This is a genomic window from Ruegeria sp. CH11, assembly GCF_056537105.1.
This window is the reverse complement of record NZ_JBQFQX010000004.1, coordinates 187,209-204,595: the sequence shown is the minus strand read 5'-3', so window position 1 is coordinate 204,595 and position 17,387 is coordinate 187,209. Positions and strand designations below refer to the sequence as shown.

The window sequence follows — 17,387 nt, the reverse complement described above, 5'->3', positions numbered from 1 at the left end:
TCCTGCGTCTGAGACCGGAAAGCCATTGCTGTCCGGTGGCAGGCGACCTATCTTCGCCTCATGCGATGGCTGGCGACATTTCTGACCTGCTGTGTGCCGCTTCCGGCACTGGCGCACCCGCATGTCTTTATCGACACGGGGCTGGAATTCATCGTGGATGAGGCCGGTAACCTGACACATGTGCGTGTCACCTGGGCTTATGATGAGCTCTACTCATTGTTTCAGCTCGAAGAGTATAAATTGGATCAGGATGGCGATGGGAATCTGACCAAAGCGGAAGAGGCTGTTCTTGCCGGGTTCGATGCCCAGTGGATGGAGGGTTACAACGGCGATCTCGTGGTGCAGGCCGACGGTCAACCGGTTCTTCTGTCTGGTCCAATGCAGGCCACGGCTGTCACCGAGGACGGTCGCATTGTGACCACCCATCTGCGAGCGGTCGAAGGCGGGCCGGTACCGGCACATGCGCTGTCCGCGAAACCGTATGACGAGAGCTATTATACTGCCTACGAAGTCGCCCGTCCGGTCACCGTATCGGGCCCTGCCGTTTGCTCAATCGAGCGCATCGATGCCGATATTGACGGCCAGCTGGCACAGATGCAGGCGTTCTTGCGGACGCTTGACGCTGACTATGACCTTGAGGAAAACGATATTCCCCTGGTCGGCGAAAGCTTTGCGACCGAGATTCTGGTGTCATGTCCCGATACCTGATTGTTCCTGTTGTTTTGGCAGGGGGTGTACTGCTCTGGTTCTGGGGCAGCGGTGGATTCGACCAGCTTGCCGCCTGGGCAGCTGGTGAACAGCGCGAGTTTCAAAACCAGATCGCGCGCGGGTTACGCGCTGTACGGGCGGAACAGCCAGAGGCGGTCGCAACTTTGCTAACCGTCTGCTTTGCTTACGGATTTTTTCACGCTATCGGCCCGGGTCACGGAAAGGTTTTGATCGGCGGCTACGGGTTGGGTCGACAGGTGGCCTTTTTGCGCCTTTCGGCAATCAGCGTGCTGTCCAGTCTGGGTCAGGCCGTTACCGCCGTTGTGCTGGTCTACGCCGGAGTTCTGGTGTTTCAGATGTCTCGGCAGAGCCTGGTCGGAACGACCGAGCAAATCATGGCCCCGGTCAGCTACGCCGCGATTGCCGCGATTGGGCTGTGGTTGGTGTTCCGGTCCTTGCGCAGCTTTGCCCGGCGGCGACGCAGCGAAAAGACCCTTCATGATCACCACCACCATCATGATCACCACCATCACGACGATGGCACTTGCGCCGATTGCGGGCATAAACACGGCCCGACGCCGGACGAAGTCGCCAATGTCGCAAGCCTGCGCGAAGCAGTGCTTCTGATCGTCGGGATTGCCGCGCGGCCTTGCACGGGCGCGTTGTTCGTTCTGATCCTGACCTGGCAGATGGGCATCGCCTTAGTGGGAATCGCCGGGGCGTTTGCAATGGCATTGGGAACAGCGACCGTGACAACGCTTGTCGGGTGGACCTCGTTTGGTTTGCGCGGCGGTTTGCTGGCGTCAGCGTCGGCCACCCGGATTGCCTCGATCCTGGCGCCAACGATAGAATTGATGGCGGGCCTGCTGATCGCCGTTGTTGCCAGCGGGCTATTGTTGCGGGCGCTTTGATCTAGTCAAAAACCGGTTCAGGATAGCCAGCCCGCGCCAGATACAACCCCTGCGGCGGGCACACCGGACCGCATGCGGCCCGATCCGCAGCCTCCAACGCGTCGCGCACATCCTCGGGCGTCCACGCCCCTGCACCAACACGTTCCAGAGTGCCCACGAAGCTGCGCACCTGATTGTGCAGGAACGACCGGGCGCGAACGTGAAAATGCACTTCGGGACCTGAAAAGCCCTGAACCTGTTCCACCCGCAGTTCGTCCAGCGTTTTCACCGGGCTGGCGGCCTGACAAATGGATGACCGGAACGTGGTGAAATCGTGCCGGCCAATCAGCTCATCCGCCCCGGCCTGCATCGCGCCGATGTCCAACTTATGATTGATGCGCCAGACCTGCCCGTTGTCATGCGTCGCCGGTGCGCGCCGCATCAGGATGCGGAACAGATATTGCCGCTCGATGGCCGAGAACCGGGCATGCCAGTCATCATCCACCCGTACGGCCTTAATAATGGCGACAGGCTGCGGTTTGAGGTGATAGTTCAGCGCCTCGGACAGGCGGAACGGATCCCAATCGCGCGCCATGTCGCAATGAGCCACTTGCCCCAACGCATGCACACCCGCATCGGTGCGCCCTGCGGCGGCAATCGTGTGCTCACCGGGTTGAATGCGTGACAGGGCCTGCTCGATCGCGCCCTGCACCGATGGCAAGTCCTTTTGCCGCTGCCAACCGGCAAACGGTTCCCCTTGGTATTCTACTTTTAGCGCGTATCTGGGCATGCGACCGCTGGTAGCGCGCGGCGTGCGAACGGGCAAGGGGGGTAAAAGCTCTGGCATGTGCGCGACCGGCTACCTATCTTGAGCGAAACGAAAAATTGCGGGGCGACAGATTGGTCATCTCATCACTGGCAGACAGTCTTGTGCGCGGCGTTGAATCGATCGGCGACAGCGTGTCCGAGACGTTTTTTGAGCCGGTCATCCGTCTGGGCGTCACTGGTTTGGCCCGGTCAGGCAAGACAGTGTTCATCACCTCGCTGGTGGCAAACATGCTGGATCGCGGCAGGATGGCCGGGCTTGCAGCCCAGCAAGAGGGGCGGATAACCGCGTCTTATTTGCAGCCACAACCTGACGACACGGTGCCCCGGTTCGACTATGAATCCCACCTGTCCGCGCTGACGGGCGCATCGCCTCATTGGCCCGACAGCACCCGCGCAGTGTCGGAACTGCGCTTGTCGCTCAAGGTGCAACCCGAGGGGTTGTTGTCGGGCCTGCAAGGGCCGCGCAAGATACATTTGGACATCGTGGACTATCCCGGCGAGTGGCTGCTGGACCTTGCTTTGTTGGAGAAGTCCTATGCGGACTGGTCGCAGGAAACCTTGTCGCGCATCGATGACCGGGCCGAGGCTGCCAATTATCTGACCGCCGCGCAATCGACCGATCCGGCAAGCGACCATGACGAGCCCACCGCGCAGGCACTGGCGCGCGGGTTTACCGACTATCTGGTGGCCGCCCGCGATGCAGGGTTCTATGATTGTACGCCTGGGCGGTTCCTGTTGCCGGGTGATCTGGCTGGTTCGCCGGTGCTGACTTTCGCGCCTCTGCCAGTATCGGGCCCTTCTCGCAGGCGGTCGCTTCAGCGTGAGATGGAGCGGCGATACGAGGCGTATAAGTCGCAAGTGGTCAAGCCGTTCTTCCGGGATCACTTTGCCCGCATCGACCGGCAGGTTGTGCTGGTTGATGCGCTGGGCGCGATCCACAAGGGGCCGCAGGCGGTCGAGGATATGCGCCGTGCAATGGCGGATATTCTGTCGGCATTTCGCCCTGGTCGAAACGCCTGGCTCAGCCAATTGCTGTTGGGAAAACGGGTCGAACGCATCCTTTTTGCGGCCACCAAGGCAGATCATCTGCATCATTTGCAGCACCCTCGGCTGACCGCCATTATCGAGGCGCTGACGCGAGACGCCCGTGATCGGGCAAAGTTCGCGGGTGCTGAAACGGCGGCTTTGTCGCTGGCGTCACTACGCGCAACCACCGAGGAGCTGCGCAGCCATAACGGTGCTGAACTGCCCTGCGTACGTGGCACATTGCTGGATAGCAACAAGCAGGCGGCGTTCTATCCGGGCCAGTTGCCCGAGGACCCGTCGCAGCTGCTGGGCCCGGCGCGGGATGGGGCCGAGGCCTGGCTGGACGCGGAGTATGGGTTCATGGCGTTTGCACCGTCGCAACTGTCGCTGCGTCCCGGCGACGGCCCGCCGCATATCCGATTGGATCGCGCTGCGCAGTTCCTGATCGGAGACAGGCTGTGACCGTCACGCTTCGTCCCGCTCGCAGTACCGACGCCGGGTCTGTCGGTGAAATACTGCATGGTTTCGCACGGGAACATCATTGGATGCCCGAGCTGCATTCACGCGCGGAAACTATCGCGTTCTGCGGGATGATGATCGACAAAAACTGGGTGACCGTCGCTGAGGCGGCGGCAGGCATCGTGGGATTTCTGGCGCGGAACGGGGATGAGATTCACTCACTTTACCTTGACCAAGCAGCACGCGGGCAAGGCATTGGCAAGCGCTTGCTGGACGCGGCAAAGGCTGATCGGGCGGAACTCTCGCTGTTCACGTTTCAGGCCAACACACGCGCGCGAAGGTTTTACGAACGCAACGGATTTGCCGAGGCGGCCCGCAGCGACGGCGCAGAGAATGATGAAAACCTGCCCGACATAAAATACGTCTGGCGCAGCAATGAGGGTAAGCATGGCTAAGGGTCCGGTTCTGATTGATCTCGATGCGGACGATCCGGTTGCGGATGTGGCCGAAGCGCCGCCTGTGCCCGACATTACGCCGCCACAGGGGCAGGCGATGCAGGCTGCCGCGCAGTTCGTTGCCCGCAAACCCTCGACCCTGTCCCGCTGGTTCTGGGGGCTGGCGCTGGCGGTGATCGGCGCAGTGGTCTCGGTCGCCGCGTGGGATTTTGCAACTTCATTGGTTGCCCGCGCGCCCATTCTGGGATGGGCCGTCACCGGAATGTTCGCAGCCTTGGTGCTGGTCGCACTGATCATTGCAATGCGAGAACTGGCTGCGATCGCGCGGCTTTCGCGCGTCGATGGGTTGCGACGCGCTGCCGATACTGCACTGGCCGAGGATGATCTGACGCAGGCGCGCGCAGTCGCAAACCGGTTGATCGCTTTTTACAAGGGGAGCGAAGAGACACGCTGGGGCAGGGAACGTACGCAGGAGCGTATCAACGAACAATTCGATGCGGCAACGCTGCTGACACTGGCCGAGGATGAAATCCTGGCGCCACTGGACGCTGCTGCCAGCCGCGAGGTCGAAGCCGCCGCACGGCAAGTGGCCACGGTCACGGCGCTGGTTCCGCTGGCCCTTGCCGATGTGGTCACGGCCCTGGCAGCATCCTTGCGAATGATCCGCAGAGTGGCTGAAATCTACGGCGGCCGGGCTGGCTTTCTTGGTAGTTGGCGCCTGACACGCGCGGTGTTCGTTCACCTTGTCGCGACCGGAGCGGTTGCCGTCGGTGATGACCTGCTGGAACCGGTTCTGGGCGGGTCGGTCCTCAGCAAGCTGTCCCGCCGCTTTGGCGAGGGGTTGGTGAACGGTGCGCTCAGCGCCCGCGTCGGCGTTGCCGCGATGGAGGTCTGCCGCCCCCTGCCGTTCTCGGAGCGGCACAAGCCCTCCACCCGTGGGATGGTCAAACGCGCGCTCAGCGGTTTGTTTTCCAAAACTTGATCTGCCGCAATGCGGTGATCTGGCCTGCCCTGCATAAACAGGGCGGAGCCAGCCATGACCGAACACGGCCACAGCCAGCAGGATATCGCCGCCCGCATCAACGCACCGCCGGGCCGGGGTGTGCTGCGCGATGTGGTCTATGGCGGGATCGATGGCTCGGTCACCACCTTTGCCATTGTCGCCGGGGTGGCTGGTGCGGGCCTGTCGCCCTTTGTGATCGTGGCGCTTGGGCTGGCGAACGTTCTGGCCGATGGGTTTTCCATGGCGGCTGGAAATTATTCGGGCACCAAGGCTGAACTGGACAACATCCGCCGTCTGCGCACGATCGAGGAAGGGCACATCCGTCTTTTCCCGGATGGTGAGCGGCGCGAGGTGCGTGAAATCCTGTTGCAAAAGGGCCTTTCTGGTCGTGTGTTGGACGAGGCAACGGATGCCATCACCGCCAATCATGACAATTGGATCGACCTGATGATCGAAGGTGAATACGGGTTAGGCAGCGTCGACCCACACCCGTACAAGGCTGCTTTGGCGACGTTTCTGGCGTTTCTGGTGGCGGGTATGATCCCGTTGCTTCCCTTTTTGATGTCGGTTCAGAACGCCTTTGCCATCTCAGCCTGCATGACGATGGGCGTATTCTTTGCCATCGGGGCGGTGAAAAGCCGCTGGTCGCTGGCGCCTTGGTGGCGGTCGGCGATTGAAACCACGCTGATCGGTGGGGCTGCGGCGTCGATCGCCTATCTGGTAGGATCGTTGTTTCATCCCTGAATGGTCCCGTTGTCGCAGAGCGGCGGATGGCGCTGGCCTTGGATCGGTGATCCGTTAGGGTGCGGAAAACGGGATCAGACGACCATGCCGGATCAAGTGGCCAGGGCAAAAAACGTTCTTGTGCTTGGGGCTTACGGCTTCATCGGCGCTGCCGTTTCGCGTTCGCTGAGAGCCGAAGGTTTCAACGTCACCGGGCTGGTACGCAACAGGGCGACGGGTCAGAAAGTGCTGCCAGGGATCCATCAGATTCAGGGCGACCTGCGCGTGATGCTCAAGCGAGGGGATTGGCACGAACCGCTGTCCGGAATCGATATGGTCGTCAATTGCGCCGGGGCTTTGCAAGACGGGGGTGAGGATGACCTCGAGGCCGTGCATCACGTCGCTATCGCCGCACTCGCCGAGGCTTGCGTCCAGCAAGGAGTGGCGATTGTTCAGGTCTCGGCAATCGGGGCCGAGGCAGATGCGTCGACCGCCTTCATGCGCACCAAGGCAGCGGGCGACGCGGCTTTGCGCGCCAGCGGAGTCGCCTTGTGGATTCTCAGACCCGGTCTTGTGATCGGTCAGAGCGACTATGGCGGGACCGCGCTTCTGCGGATGCTGTCGGCAGTACCTGTCGTGCAGCCGGTGGCCTATCCCAATGCACCCGTTCAATGCGTCGGGATGGGGGACCTCTGCCGCGCGGTTGTCGACGCGGTGCAAAACCGGCTGCCGCAGGGCAGTTACGATCTGGTCGAGGAATCGCCGCAGCCGCTGTCCGAGGTCATTGCGCTCACGCGCCGGTGGCTGGGATTTCCTGCGGCTCGCGTTGTGATCAAAGTTCCCGCTGCTTTGACCAAGCTGATTGCCGTCCCGGCGGACCTGTTGGGTCGTCTGGGGTGGAGATCGCCTCTGCGCAGCACCGCCATGACGGTTATGGCGCAGGGTGTGACCGGTGACCCCGAACCGTACACTAGCGCATCTGATCGGTCGTTGGCATCGCTGGAGGCCATATACGAGCGGTTGGATTGCACGCGCGAACACCGGTTGGCGGCACGGATCAGTTTGCTGATGCCGCTTGTCATCGCGTCTCTCAGCTTGTTCTGGGTAATGTCGGGGGTCATTGGGTTGGTGAATCTGTCTACGGCCGCGCAGGTGTTGACAGATGTCGGCTGGCCGGGCTGGATGGCGCGGGCCAGTGTTGTGGTCTGGTCGTTGGTTGATATGGCGCTGGGTCTGCTGATGCTGTGGCGACCTTGGGCGGCGCGCGCGTGTCTGGCCCAGGCCGGCGTGGCGGTTTTCTATCTGTTGGCTGCAACTGTTGTGACGCCCGCATTGTGGGCCGATCCTTTGGGTCCGCTGGTCAAGGTTGTCCCGTTGGTCATGCTGGCGCTGACCGCCCGCGCGATGTTGGAGAGCCGATGATGGACCCTGACCTGATCTTGCGCTGGCTGCATGTTATTGGGGCCTGCGTACTTTTGGGGACCGGGGCGGGTATCGCCTTTTTCATGCTGATGGCCCATCGCAGCCGCGATCCGCACCTGATTGCGCATACAGCAGGGATTGTGGTTCTGGCAGACCTTCTGTTCACGGCAACGGCGGTTGTGGCGCAACCGGTCACCGGTTTTTTGTTGGCCTGGAGACTGGGGTGGTCGCTGACCGAGGGGTGGATCGTTCTGTCACTGGCGCTCTATGTGCTGACCGGCCTGTTCTGGCTGCCCGTTGTCTGGATACAGATCAGATTGCGCGACCTTGCCGGACAGGCTGCCTTGCAGGGCTCTGCGCTGCCGACCGACTATGACCGGCTGTTCCGGATATGGTTCGCCTGTGGCATTCCTGCCTTCATGGCGGTTCTTGCGATCCTCTGGCTGATGTTGGCGCGCCCTGATATTACAGTGTTTTGACGCGACGGCCGCTGCGATGCGCTAAAAACGGCTGAAATTCCAGACTGTTCGTGCCCTTTGCCCCGGGCTAAAGTTGGCTGGCGCGGACCGGAGGTACCACTTGGAATCGCTACTTGTTCTTGTCGGACTGATCGTTCTGGCCATACCGGTTTCGATCGTCGTCCTGCTGGTCGGCCTTTCGCGGATGCGCCGCCGGGTCGAGCAACTGGAACGGCAGGTTGCGCTGTTGCAAGGCGATGAGCCCGAGCCTGTCCGAGAATCGGTAACCGAGAAAGACAAAACCGGACCCTGGGCGCCGCCAAAACCAGCAGAGCGGCCCGCGCCAGTCACACCAACTAAGCTTGAGCGACCGCCGGTCGCAGCCGCAAAGCAAGCAGACAAACCAGACTGGTTTGGTCGGTTCAGTGCGTGGATGCGTGAGAACTGGTTTTATGCGGTTTCTGCCCTGTCTCTGGCGCTGGCCGGAATTTTTCTGGTTCAATACGGTGTCGAAAATGGTCTGCTGCCGCCAACAGCGCGGGTCGTGGCGGCGTTGGCATTTGGCATAGCGCTGATCATCGCCGGAGAAATCGTGCGTCGCCGGTTCGGCGACGACGATGCGTCGGCCACTGCCTATATCCCGTCCGTTTTCTCGGGCGCTGGTCTGGTGACGCTGTTCGGTGGCGTTTTGGCCGCGCGTCAGCTCTACGACCTGATCGGTCCCGAGATGGGCCTTGCGGGGATGATCCTCATCGCGCTGGTCGGCCTGGTGCTGGGCTGGTTCCACGGACCATTGCTGGCGGCGGTTGGTCTGATCGGTGCCTATGCGGCCCCCTTTGTGGTCGGAGGGTCGTCGGACAACCCCACCTGGCTATATGGCTATTTCTTTGTCATTTCGGTGTTGGGTCTGGGCATCGATACGGTGCGTCGCTGGGCCTGGATTTCGGTGCTGACCCTGGTCGGGGCCTATTCTTCGGCCTTGCTGCTGGTGCTGTCGTCGCCGTCGACCGAACCGGGTTATTTGACCTTTGCCACAGCGCTCGCGCTGATTGCCATCGCGATCCCCGCGCGCCGTTTCTGGCCCGATCATGCGGGGCCGATGATGTCTGAGATCGTCAGGCGCAAGGCGGGCGATCCGTGGCCGTACTTTCGAACCAGTTTGGCGTTCGCCTCTGTTGCGGTCACCTGCGGAATATTGTCGATTCATTGGCCGGATTCGCAGGGCGAGTTCTGGCTGAGTATCTCTCTGATCACCGGTCTGGCGCTTGCCCTGATCCTGTGGGCGCGTAAGGCGCGGGCTTTGCAGGACGTCACCCTGCTGCCAGCGCTGGCGCTTGTCTGGGTCGTATTGATGCAGGGCCTGGATCATGGCCCGGTCTTTCTCGAATTTGCTGCCACCTATGCCGAGACCGCCGAGGCGGATTACTCCTGGGTTGTCACCGTGCTTGTCGCCCTGGGAACTTTGATCACCGTTTGCGCCGCGCTCAGGTCCTTTGACGGCGGGCGATTTGCCGTGGTTTGGGCCGCAGCGGCGGCAGTGTTTGCGCCGGTCCTCGCCATCGCGGTTGAGGTCGGTTGGCATCCGGCAGAGGTGATCGGTGCATACCCCTGGGCACTGCATGCGGTCCTGCTGTCTGCGCTGATGGTCGCGCTGGCCGAACGTTTTGCGCGCGTAGACGGTACCGAGCGAATGCGGACGTCGCTGGCCGCCCTGTCTGCGTTGTCCTGCCTGACCTTCGCATGTGTCATCGTGCTCAGTTCAGCTGCGCTGACAATCGCTCTGGTGGTGACCGTGCTTGCTGCGGCGGCGCTGGACCGGAAATTCACGCTGCCGCCGATGAGTTTGTTCATCTGGGCAAGTGTCTTCACGATCACGGTCCGGTTGGTCCTGAACCCTGGGCTGCACTGGGCCGAAACCGCACCAATTGCCGAGATGACATTGGTCTACGGCACAGCAACTCTTGGCTTTGTGGTCGCATGGCGGATCTTGGTGCCATTGGACCGGCCGATTGCAAAGCTTTTGCTTGAAAGCGCGGCGTGGGCCACCGGGGGTATCCTGTTGTCGCTCTTGCTGTTGCGCTGGCTTTCCGGGTTTGGTGAAGGCGGGGCAGAAGACAGCCATTGGGGATTGGGTCTGCTGGCGGTGATCTGGCTGTTGCTGGCATTTGCGCAGGTACAGAGGTTCGTTCTGAAAGGGTGGTTGAACTATGCGCGCTATGTGTTGGCCGCATTCTTTGCGGCCCACGGCTTGTACAGTCTGGGTCTGGCGCTGACCGAAGCGAACCCTGTTCTGAACAGCTTGGCCGACCCGGTCCTCGGGCCGCCTGTCCTGAATACTCTGGCAGTCGCTTATCTGCTGCCTGCCATTGCCATTGGGTTCACCGCCTGGCGCATTTCTGCGCGCCCTGTCTTGCTGCGTCAGATCAGCTATGGCGCTGCTATTCTGCTGGCAGCGGTTTGGCTGGGGCTTGCGATCCGGCATTTCTGGCAGGGCGCAGGTGGTATGTTCGAGGGTAACGGAGTTTCGCAACCCGAGCTTTATACCTATACGCTTACGTTGCTGCTGATCGGCGCCGGGCTGTTCTATCAATCGCTTGCGCGACAGTCGGACCTGATGCGCAAGGCTGGGCTTGTTGTGATCGGAATGGCTGTGGCCAAGGTGTTCCTGATTGACATAGCGGGTCTGGGCGGGCTGATCCGCGTCTTCTCTTTGCTGGCTTTGGGTCTCGCTCTGGCGGGACTTGCATGGCTCAATCGCTGGGCCAAGCTGCGCCATTCGCCGCAGGGCCCGGAACCTCTGGACCATTGAGGGCGGGCGTCCTATAAGCGCCGCCATGTATGACCGTCTGGCCATCATTATTCGAATTATGTCCCCGGCGCTCTGATATCGCGAGACGCCGGGCAAAGGTGCTTGAGTTATCGCACTGACCGCTTCGATCCACACGACGACAAGACCATCCAAGGGACGCCCCCAATGTGCGCCGAGACACCTGACTACAAAGACACGCTGAACCTGCCCAAGACCGAATTCCCCATGCGCGCAGGCCTGCCCAAGCGCGAACCAGCCTGGCTGGAGCGCTGGGAGAAGATCGGCGTCTATGACCGCCTGCGCGAGAAAGAGGGCCGAAAGCCTTTCACCCTGCATGACGGCCCGCCCTATGCCAACGGCCACCTGCATATCGGCCACGCGTTGAACAAAACCATCAAAGACATGATCGTCCGGTCCCATCAGATGATGGGCTTCGACTCGCGCTATGTGCCCGGCTGGGACTGCCACGGTCTGCCAATCGAATGGAAGATTGAGGAACAGTACCGCAAGAAGGGCAAGAACAAGGACGAGGTGAACATCGTCGATTTCCGTCAGGAATGCCGCAAGTTCGCCGAGGGTTGGATCGACGTCCAGCGCGAGGAATTCAAGCGTCTTGGCATCACCGGCAACTGGCCTGATCCTTACATCACCATGGACTATCATGCCGAGGCGGTCATTGCGGACGAATTCATGAAGTTCCTGATGAACGGCACGCTCTATCAGGGGTCCAAGCCCGTGATGTGGTCGCCGATCGAGAAGACGGCTCTGGCCGAGGCTGAGGTCGAGTATCACGACAAGGAAAGCTTCACCATCTGGGTGAAGTTCAAGGTCGTGAATACCGGGGACGTGACTCTGGACAACGCGTATGTGGTGATCTGGACGACGACGCCCTGGACCATGCCCTCGAACAAGGCTGTGGTTTACGGCGAGGGCATTTCCTATGGCCTGTACGAAATCACCGGACGCCCTGAAGAATGCTGGGCGCGGATCGGTGAACGTTATCTGCTGGCCGACGACCGTGCGGCAGATGTGTTTGCCCGCGCGCGTTTGGACGACTCCATGTACCGCCGTCTGTGTGATGTGACTCAAGAGGATCTGGCCAAGATCCAACTGACCCACCCTCTGGCCGGGGCCGAAGGTGGCAATGGCGAATGGGACGACATCCGCGACTTCCGCGCGGCGGAGTTTGTGACCGACACCGAAGGCACCGGTTTTGTCCACTGCGCTCCCTCGCACGGGATGGAGGAATTCGAGCTGTACCGCGATCTGGGGATGCTCGAGCAAGTCATCACCTATAATGTGATGGACGATGGCAGCTTCCGCGCTGATCTGCCGTTCTTTGGCGGCAAATACATCCTGTCCCGCAAGGGCGGCGAAGGTGACGCGAACAAAGCCGTTATCGACAAGTTGGCCGAGGTCGGCGGGCTGCTGGCGCGTGGCAAGATAAAGCACAGCTATCCGCACTCGTGGCGCTCGAAGGCTCCGATCATCTATCGCAACACGCCGCAGTGGTTTGCCTCGGTCGACCGCAAGCTGGACGACGGCATGGGCGAGATGGGGGATACCATCCGCGAACGCGCCCTGCGCTCGATTGATGAGCTGGTGAAATGGACCCCGCAGACGGGTCGCAACCGTCTGTATTCAATGATCGAGGCCCGCCCGGACTGGGTGCTGTCCCGCCAGCGCGCCTGGGGTGTGCCGCTGACCTGTTTCACCAAGAAAGGTGCTCTGCCCACCGACGCGGATTACCTGCTGCGCAACGAAGACCTTAACGCCCGTATCAAGGCGGCGTTTGAAAAGGATGGCACGGATATCTGGTACACCCACGGGTTCAAGGAACAGGTGCTGGACGGCATCGCCAACCCCGAGGACTACGATCAGGTCTTCGACGTGCTGGACGTGTGGTTCGACTCAGGTTCGACCCACGCCTTTGTTCTGCGCGACCGCGAGGACGGCACCGAGGACGGCATCGCGGACGTCTACATGGAAGGCACCGACCAGCACCGCGGGTGGTTCCATTCGTCCATGCTGCAGGCCTGTGGCACCAAGGGGCGTGCGCCCTACCGCAACGTGGTGACGCACGGTTTCACGCTGGATGCCAAGGGCAACAAGATGTCCAAGTCGCTGGGCAACACCATCGTGCCGGAAGAAGTCGTCAAGCAATACGGCGCCGATATCCTGCGTCTGTGGGTGGCCCAGACCGACTATACCGCCGACCAGCGGATCGGGCCGGAGATTCTGAAAGGGACCGCCGACAGCTATCGCCGGCTGCGCAACACGATGCGGTTCATGCTCGGCTCGCTGGCAGATTTCACCGAGGCCGACCGGGTTGATCCGCAAGACATGCCGCGACTGGAACGCTGGGTGCTCAGCCGTCTGGCGGAACTGGATGAACAAGTGCGCAACGGCTATGCCTCGTTTGATTTCCAGGGCGTGTTCAGCGCGGTGTTCACCTTTGCCACGGTTGACCTGTCGTCCTTTTACTTCGACGTCCGCAAGGACGCGCTGTATTGTGACGGTGACAGCCTGCGCCGTCGTTCGGCACGCACGGTTCTGGACATTCTGTTCCACCGACTGACCACATGGCTTGCGCCGGTTCTGGTCTTCACCATGGAAGAGGTTTGGCTTGAGCGTTTCCCAAGCGATGACAGCTCGGTCCATCTGGTGGATTTCCCCGAAACGCCAGCCGCGTGGCGCGATGCAGAACTGGAAGCCAGCATGGCAAAGGTCCGGCGCGTCCGCCGGGCCGTGACAGCTGCTCTTGAGGTGCAGCGTCAGGATAAGGTGATCGGGTCAAGCCTTGAGGCTGCACCGATTGTGCATGTTGAGGATCAGGAAACCCGTGATCTGCTGGCGACTTTCGATGTCGATGATATGTGCATCACTTCGGGCTTGTCCGTGACCGGCGACCCGGCTCCGGCCGAAGCGTTCCGGGTGCCCGAGATCGAAGGCGTCGCAGTGATCTTTGAAAAGGCCGACGGCGAGAAGTGCCAGCGGTGTTGGAAGATCCTGCCCGATGTGGGGCTGCACGCGCATCCGGGCGTTTGCGGGCGTTGTAACGACGCACTGGGCTGACCCAGCAAACCCCCGGTCAAGCGCCGGGGGTTTTTCTTTCCCGCTTGCCCCTGTCCCGGTGATCTGAAACGGTAAGGCCATGCCGATGATCGCCGTAGAAACTCAGTTTGGCCGCCTTGGTGTCGAAGAAACAGACGGGGCCATCACGCGCCTTGTGTGGGACGGGCACGATGATGCGCCCGACACACCGCTGTTGTCCGAGGCCGCAGCGCAATTGAGGGCCTATGACGCGGGCCGATTGCAACGGTTCGACCTGCCGTACCGCGTGGCGGGGTCGGAATTTCTTCGGCAGGTCTGCGACATCATGTTCGCCATCCCGTTTGGTGAGACGTTGACTTATGGCGAGATTGCCACGCAGTTAGATCAGCCGGCGCAGCCGGTTGGGCAAGCCTGCGGCGCAAATCCGATTCCGGTGATCATTCCGTGCCATAGGGTGCTGTCAGCAACGGGTCTGGGCGGTTTTTCCGGGGATGGCGGGGTCGAGACAAAGGTGGCGCTGTTGCGTCACGAAGGTGCGGCCAGCCTGTTGATCTGATCTCAACTTACAGGTTGCAATCAGGCAAGTCCGGCCCCAACCTGTATGAAAACGTGAATTTGAAGGACGTATCGCATGACCGACCTTGCCGCCCGGAAAAAGGAAATCATCGACCGCCTGATGTCGCTTGAGGAACAGGAACTGGCGACAGCGCAGGCGCATTACGATGCCTTTCTGAAGGATTCGCAACTGGACGACCGCGAAGGGCACGACAAGGACGATATCGCGGCATCGCGCGAAAACGCCGATCTGGCGGCGGCCTTTGACGCGCCAGTTCACGCCCATCACGCCAAGATCGACGTGATCGAGAACACCGATTTCAGCCTGGCCGACACGGTACGGCCTGGGGCAGTGATCAAGTTCAACAATCGACGCTTTGTGGTCTGCGTATCTACCACGCGGTTCGAGGTGGATGGCAAGACATACATGGGCATCTCAACCCAAAGCCCGATCTACCTGGCGATGGCGGGCCTGCAACAAGGCGACGTATTCACTCATAACGGCACCGAGTTCGAAGTTCAGGAAATCCTGTAACCCCTAGAGCGATGCGCGGGCTGCGCGCGCCGGTATCGCCTGTTGTGCGATGCCTGCAAAAGTCAGGTAGAGGCTGGTGATAACCAAACCCCAATGCGCCCAGCTTTCAGGGTGGAAATCGACCCAGGCGGCCCAACCAGCAAAGAATGTCCACGCAAAAGCCATTGGCAGGGAAACCGAGCGCCAACGCTCGGTCCTGACCGGGTGGATGAATTTCAGCGGCAGGAACATCGCCAGCGACAGTAAAGTCACCAGCAGCAGAATGACCCAGAAATTGGGCTCCAGCGCGAAGATGACGATCACGAACATGTTCCAGCAGCCGGGAAAGCCAGAGAACGAGTTGTCCTTGGTCTTCATGCGTGTGTCAGCGAAATACATGGCGCTTGCGAATGTGATGACGATGATCGCAAACCAGCCGGTCCAACCGTCCATCAGGCCGGATTTGAACAGCGCAAAGGCCGGGATGAACACATAAGTCAGATAGTCGATAATCAGATCCAGCAGCACCCCATCGAATTCGGGTGCGTTTTTCTTGACGTGGTAGTGGCGTGCAAGCGGTCCGTCGATTCCATCAACGATGAACGATACCACCAGCCACAGATACATCAGGCTCCATTTCTCTTCGACTGCGGCCAGCATGGCCAGCATAGCAAATACGGCGCCTGTTGCGGTGAAGAGATGGACGGAAAGAGCTTTGAATCTGAGTGTCATGCAGGTGTCATGTACGAACGCGGCCAAAGATGCAAAGCAAAAAGCCGAAGATGAAATATCTGCCTGGCCAACTTGCTCAGGCTTTGGGGTGGGCGCGGTTGTAAACCTCCATCAGCCGGGCGGTGTCGACAGCGGTATAGGTTTGCGTGGTCGACAACGACGCGTGGCCCAGCAGTTCCTGGATGGCGCGCAAATCACCCCCGGCGGAGAGCAAGTGGGTGGCGAAACTGTGCCGCATCGCGTGTGGCGTGGCAGTTGATGGCAGGCCCAGTTGCATACGCGCCTTGGCCATCACGCTTTGAATAGCGCTTGGATTCAATGCGCCTCCGCGAACACCGCGAAACAGAGGGGTGTTTGCGGTTTGCGGATGCGGACAAAGCCGGAGATAGCGATCGACTGCATCGCGGGCAGCGGGGATGACGGGAACGATCCTTTCCTTGCCACCCTTGCCGAGAATGCGCAGGGTCTCGGGCAAAGGGGCGTCTGCGCCGGTCAAGGAGAGCGCTTCGGATATGCGCAAACCGCAGCCGTATAAAAGCGTGACAACCGCCACGTCCCGGGCGGCGACCCAATCCGAGGTCGATTGAAGCTCGACCGTTTCGATCATCGCCCGTGCGGCGTCTTCGGCCAGCGGGCGGGGCAGTTTCTTGGTGAATTTGGGTGCGCGTGTTGACAGAACGGCAGTCGGTTCAAAGCCCTCACGCTCGGCCAGCCAGCGATAGAAGCTTTTGACAGCCGAAAGTTTGCGCGCAAGTGACCTAGCCGCGACGCCACTGCTGCGCTGATCCGCCATCCAGGCCCGCATGTCAGAAACGCTTATCTGCGCCAACGCAGCCAGCCCCTGGCGCGCGCTGTGGTGCAGGGTCATGAACGAGAGGAACTCGGTCACATCCCCCCGATAGGCTGACAGAGTGTTTTCAGACCGACCGGCCAGTGCCCCCAGACTGTCCAGCCAATGCTGCAAGGCATCGCGGCAGGCCGGGGAAATCAGGCTCACGACAGCCAGTGGCGCATCGAGCGTTCGAACACGCCAGCGAAGAAGGCCAGTAGGTCAGTGCCCAACTGTGGGGTGAAATGACGCGGATCATTTGCTGCCATCACAATCATACCGGGTAGCCGGCCTTCGCCCAGATCCAGCTTCAGACAGGCCTCGGACCGCAACTGACTTGCGTTCTCGCCGTAAATTCTGGGGCTGGGCTGCTTGATTTCGCGCAGCACGACCTCGCGCGCGGGGGCGTTTCGGTCGTGGGTGAAATAGGCATCGACAAAGCCGGGTTCGGCAATGGTCAGAACGCCCCCCAAAGTGTCTACCGCCGGATCGCCCTGTTTGACGGTTGTCTCCAGCACCAACGTGATGTGGTCAACGCGCAGGATATCGGCGACATCGTTGCCCAAGGCGCGCAGAAAATCCTCGAACTCAACCGGTTCCAACAGGCGCAGAATCGCGCGGTGAACCTGGTTGGTTCCGGCGAGGTTTTCATAGGCGGCGGCAATGACCGAGCGGTGCGTGTCCTCGAGCCGGTCCAGCCGCGCCTCGAGCCGTTGCATCGCGATGCCGCGCAGGTCGATGACATTGTCGCCACGGGCCTGTTCGTTGGCCGCCACCAGCGCCTGCATCAGGTCCTTGTCATCCAGCACGGCGTCCGGTTCAGCCAGAATCGCGGCGCGGAGATTGTCCTTGAGTTTCGGATTGCTGCTCATATCCCGTCCGGTCGTTTTTTGTTTTGGCGGCTTATAACACGCCTTGCCGG

General features: G+C 60.9%; 16 protein-coding genes. 12 read left to right on the top strand and 4 right to left on the bottom strand.

Going from position 1 to position 17,387, the window contains the following annotated elements; all coding sequences use genetic code 11:
* Positions 1-60 precede the first annotated feature (60 nt).
* Positions 61-708 carry a DUF1007 family protein gene (locus ACR0LX_RS08845; protein ID WP_480783374.1) on the top strand — a complete coding sequence of 216 codons (648 nt, stop codon included), beginning with the start codon at positions 61-63 and terminating at the stop codon, positions 706-708.
* Entirely contained in the window at positions 693-1,619 is a 927-nt protein-coding gene (locus ACR0LX_RS08840) for a nickel/cobalt transporter (RefSeq protein ID WP_480783373.1), read from the top strand. The genes ACR0LX_RS08845 and ACR0LX_RS08840 overlap by 16 nt, the downstream gene beginning before the upstream one ends.
* Position 1,620: 1 nt before the next feature.
* On the opposite strand, the gene truA is transcribed toward ACR0LX_RS08840, so the two are convergent.
* Positions 1,621-2,388, bottom strand: a complete 768-nt coding sequence (gene truA, locus ACR0LX_RS08835; protein WP_480783372.1) for a tRNA pseudouridine(38-40) synthase TruA — start codon at positions 2,386-2,388, stop codon at positions 1,621-1,623.
* A 110-nt stretch (positions 2,389-2,498) separates the two neighbouring features.
* Between truA and ACR0LX_RS08830 the strand changes: the two genes are divergently transcribed.
* From ACR0LX_RS08830 to ACR0LX_RS08785, 10 genes are all read left to right on the top strand, one after another.
* Positions 2,499-3,914 carry a YcjX family GTP-binding protein gene (locus tag ACR0LX_RS08830; RefSeq protein ID WP_480783371.1) on the top strand — a complete coding sequence of 472 codons (1,416 nt, stop codon included), beginning with the start codon at positions 2,499-2,501 and terminating at the stop codon, positions 3,912-3,914.
* Positions 3,911-4,366 carry an N-acetyltransferase family protein gene (locus ACR0LX_RS08825; protein WP_480783370.1) on the top strand — a complete coding sequence of 152 codons (456 nt, stop codon included), beginning with the start codon at positions 3,911-3,913 and terminating at the stop codon, positions 4,364-4,366. Before ACR0LX_RS08830 ends, ACR0LX_RS08825 begins: the two co-directional genes overlap by 4 nt.
* Positions 4,359-5,348: a YcjF family protein gene (locus ACR0LX_RS08820; RefSeq protein WP_480783369.1), complete on the top strand. Its 990-nt coding sequence runs from the start codon at positions 4,359-4,361 to the stop codon at positions 5,346-5,348. The genes ACR0LX_RS08825 and ACR0LX_RS08820 overlap by 8 nt, the downstream gene beginning before the upstream one ends.
* A gap of 54 nt (positions 5,349-5,402) precedes the next feature.
* A complete protein-coding gene (locus ACR0LX_RS08815; RefSeq protein ID WP_480783368.1) occupies positions 5,403-6,113 on the top strand; it encodes a VIT1/CCC1 transporter family protein in 711 nt (236 codons plus the stop codon).
* Between the two features lie 84 nt (positions 6,114-6,197).
* Positions 6,198-7,514 carry an SDR family oxidoreductase gene (locus ACR0LX_RS08810; protein WP_480783367.1) on the top strand — a complete coding sequence of 439 codons (1,317 nt, stop codon included), beginning with the start codon at positions 6,198-6,200 and terminating at the stop codon, positions 7,512-7,514.
* Positions 7,514-7,993, top strand: coding sequence for a DUF2269 family protein (locus ACR0LX_RS08805; protein WP_480783538.1), 480 nt, complete (start codon positions 7,514-7,516; stop codon positions 7,991-7,993). Before ACR0LX_RS08810 ends, ACR0LX_RS08805 begins: the two co-directional genes overlap by 1 nt.
* A 100-nt stretch (positions 7,994-8,093) precedes the next feature.
* Positions 8,094-10,781, top strand: coding sequence for a DUF2339 domain-containing protein (locus ACR0LX_RS08800; RefSeq protein ID WP_480783366.1), 2,688 nt, complete (start codon positions 8,094-8,096; stop codon positions 10,779-10,781).
* A gap of 165 nt (positions 10,782-10,946) precedes the next feature.
* A complete protein-coding gene (gene ileS / locus ACR0LX_RS08795) occupies positions 10,947-13,856 on the top strand; it encodes an isoleucine--tRNA ligase (protein WP_480783537.1) in 2,910 nt (969 codons plus the stop codon).
* A 79-nt stretch (positions 13,857-13,935) separates the two neighbouring features.
* Positions 13,936-14,391: a methylated-DNA--[protein]-cysteine S-methyltransferase gene (locus tag ACR0LX_RS08790; protein ID WP_480783365.1), complete on the top strand. Its 456-nt coding sequence runs from the start codon at positions 13,936-13,938 to the stop codon at positions 14,389-14,391.
* Positions 14,392-14,466: 75 nt separating this feature from the next.
* A complete protein-coding gene (locus ACR0LX_RS08785; RefSeq protein ID WP_480571947.1) occupies positions 14,467-14,925 on the top strand; it encodes a hypothetical protein in 459 nt (152 codons plus the stop codon).
* A 3-nt stretch (positions 14,926-14,928) separates the two neighbouring features.
* Here ACR0LX_RS08785 and ACR0LX_RS08780 read toward each other — a convergent pair whose 3' ends face one another.
* The 3 genes from ACR0LX_RS08780 to ACR0LX_RS08770 form a co-directional block, all read right to left on the bottom strand.
* Positions 14,929-15,636, bottom strand: coding sequence for a CDP-alcohol phosphatidyltransferase family protein (locus ACR0LX_RS08780; RefSeq protein WP_480571950.1), 708 nt, complete (start codon positions 15,634-15,636; stop codon positions 14,929-14,931).
* A gap of 76 nt (positions 15,637-15,712) precedes the next feature.
* Entirely contained in the window at positions 15,713-16,633 is a 921-nt protein-coding gene (locus ACR0LX_RS08775; RefSeq protein ID WP_480783364.1) for a tyrosine recombinase XerC, read from the bottom strand.
* Complete coding sequence (locus tag ACR0LX_RS08770) at positions 16,630-17,337, bottom strand: DUF484 family protein (protein WP_480783363.1); 708 nt, start codon at positions 17,335-17,337, stop codon at positions 16,630-16,632. The genes ACR0LX_RS08775 and ACR0LX_RS08770 overlap by 4 nt, the downstream gene beginning before the upstream one ends.
* Positions 17,338-17,387: the final 50 nt, after the last annotated feature.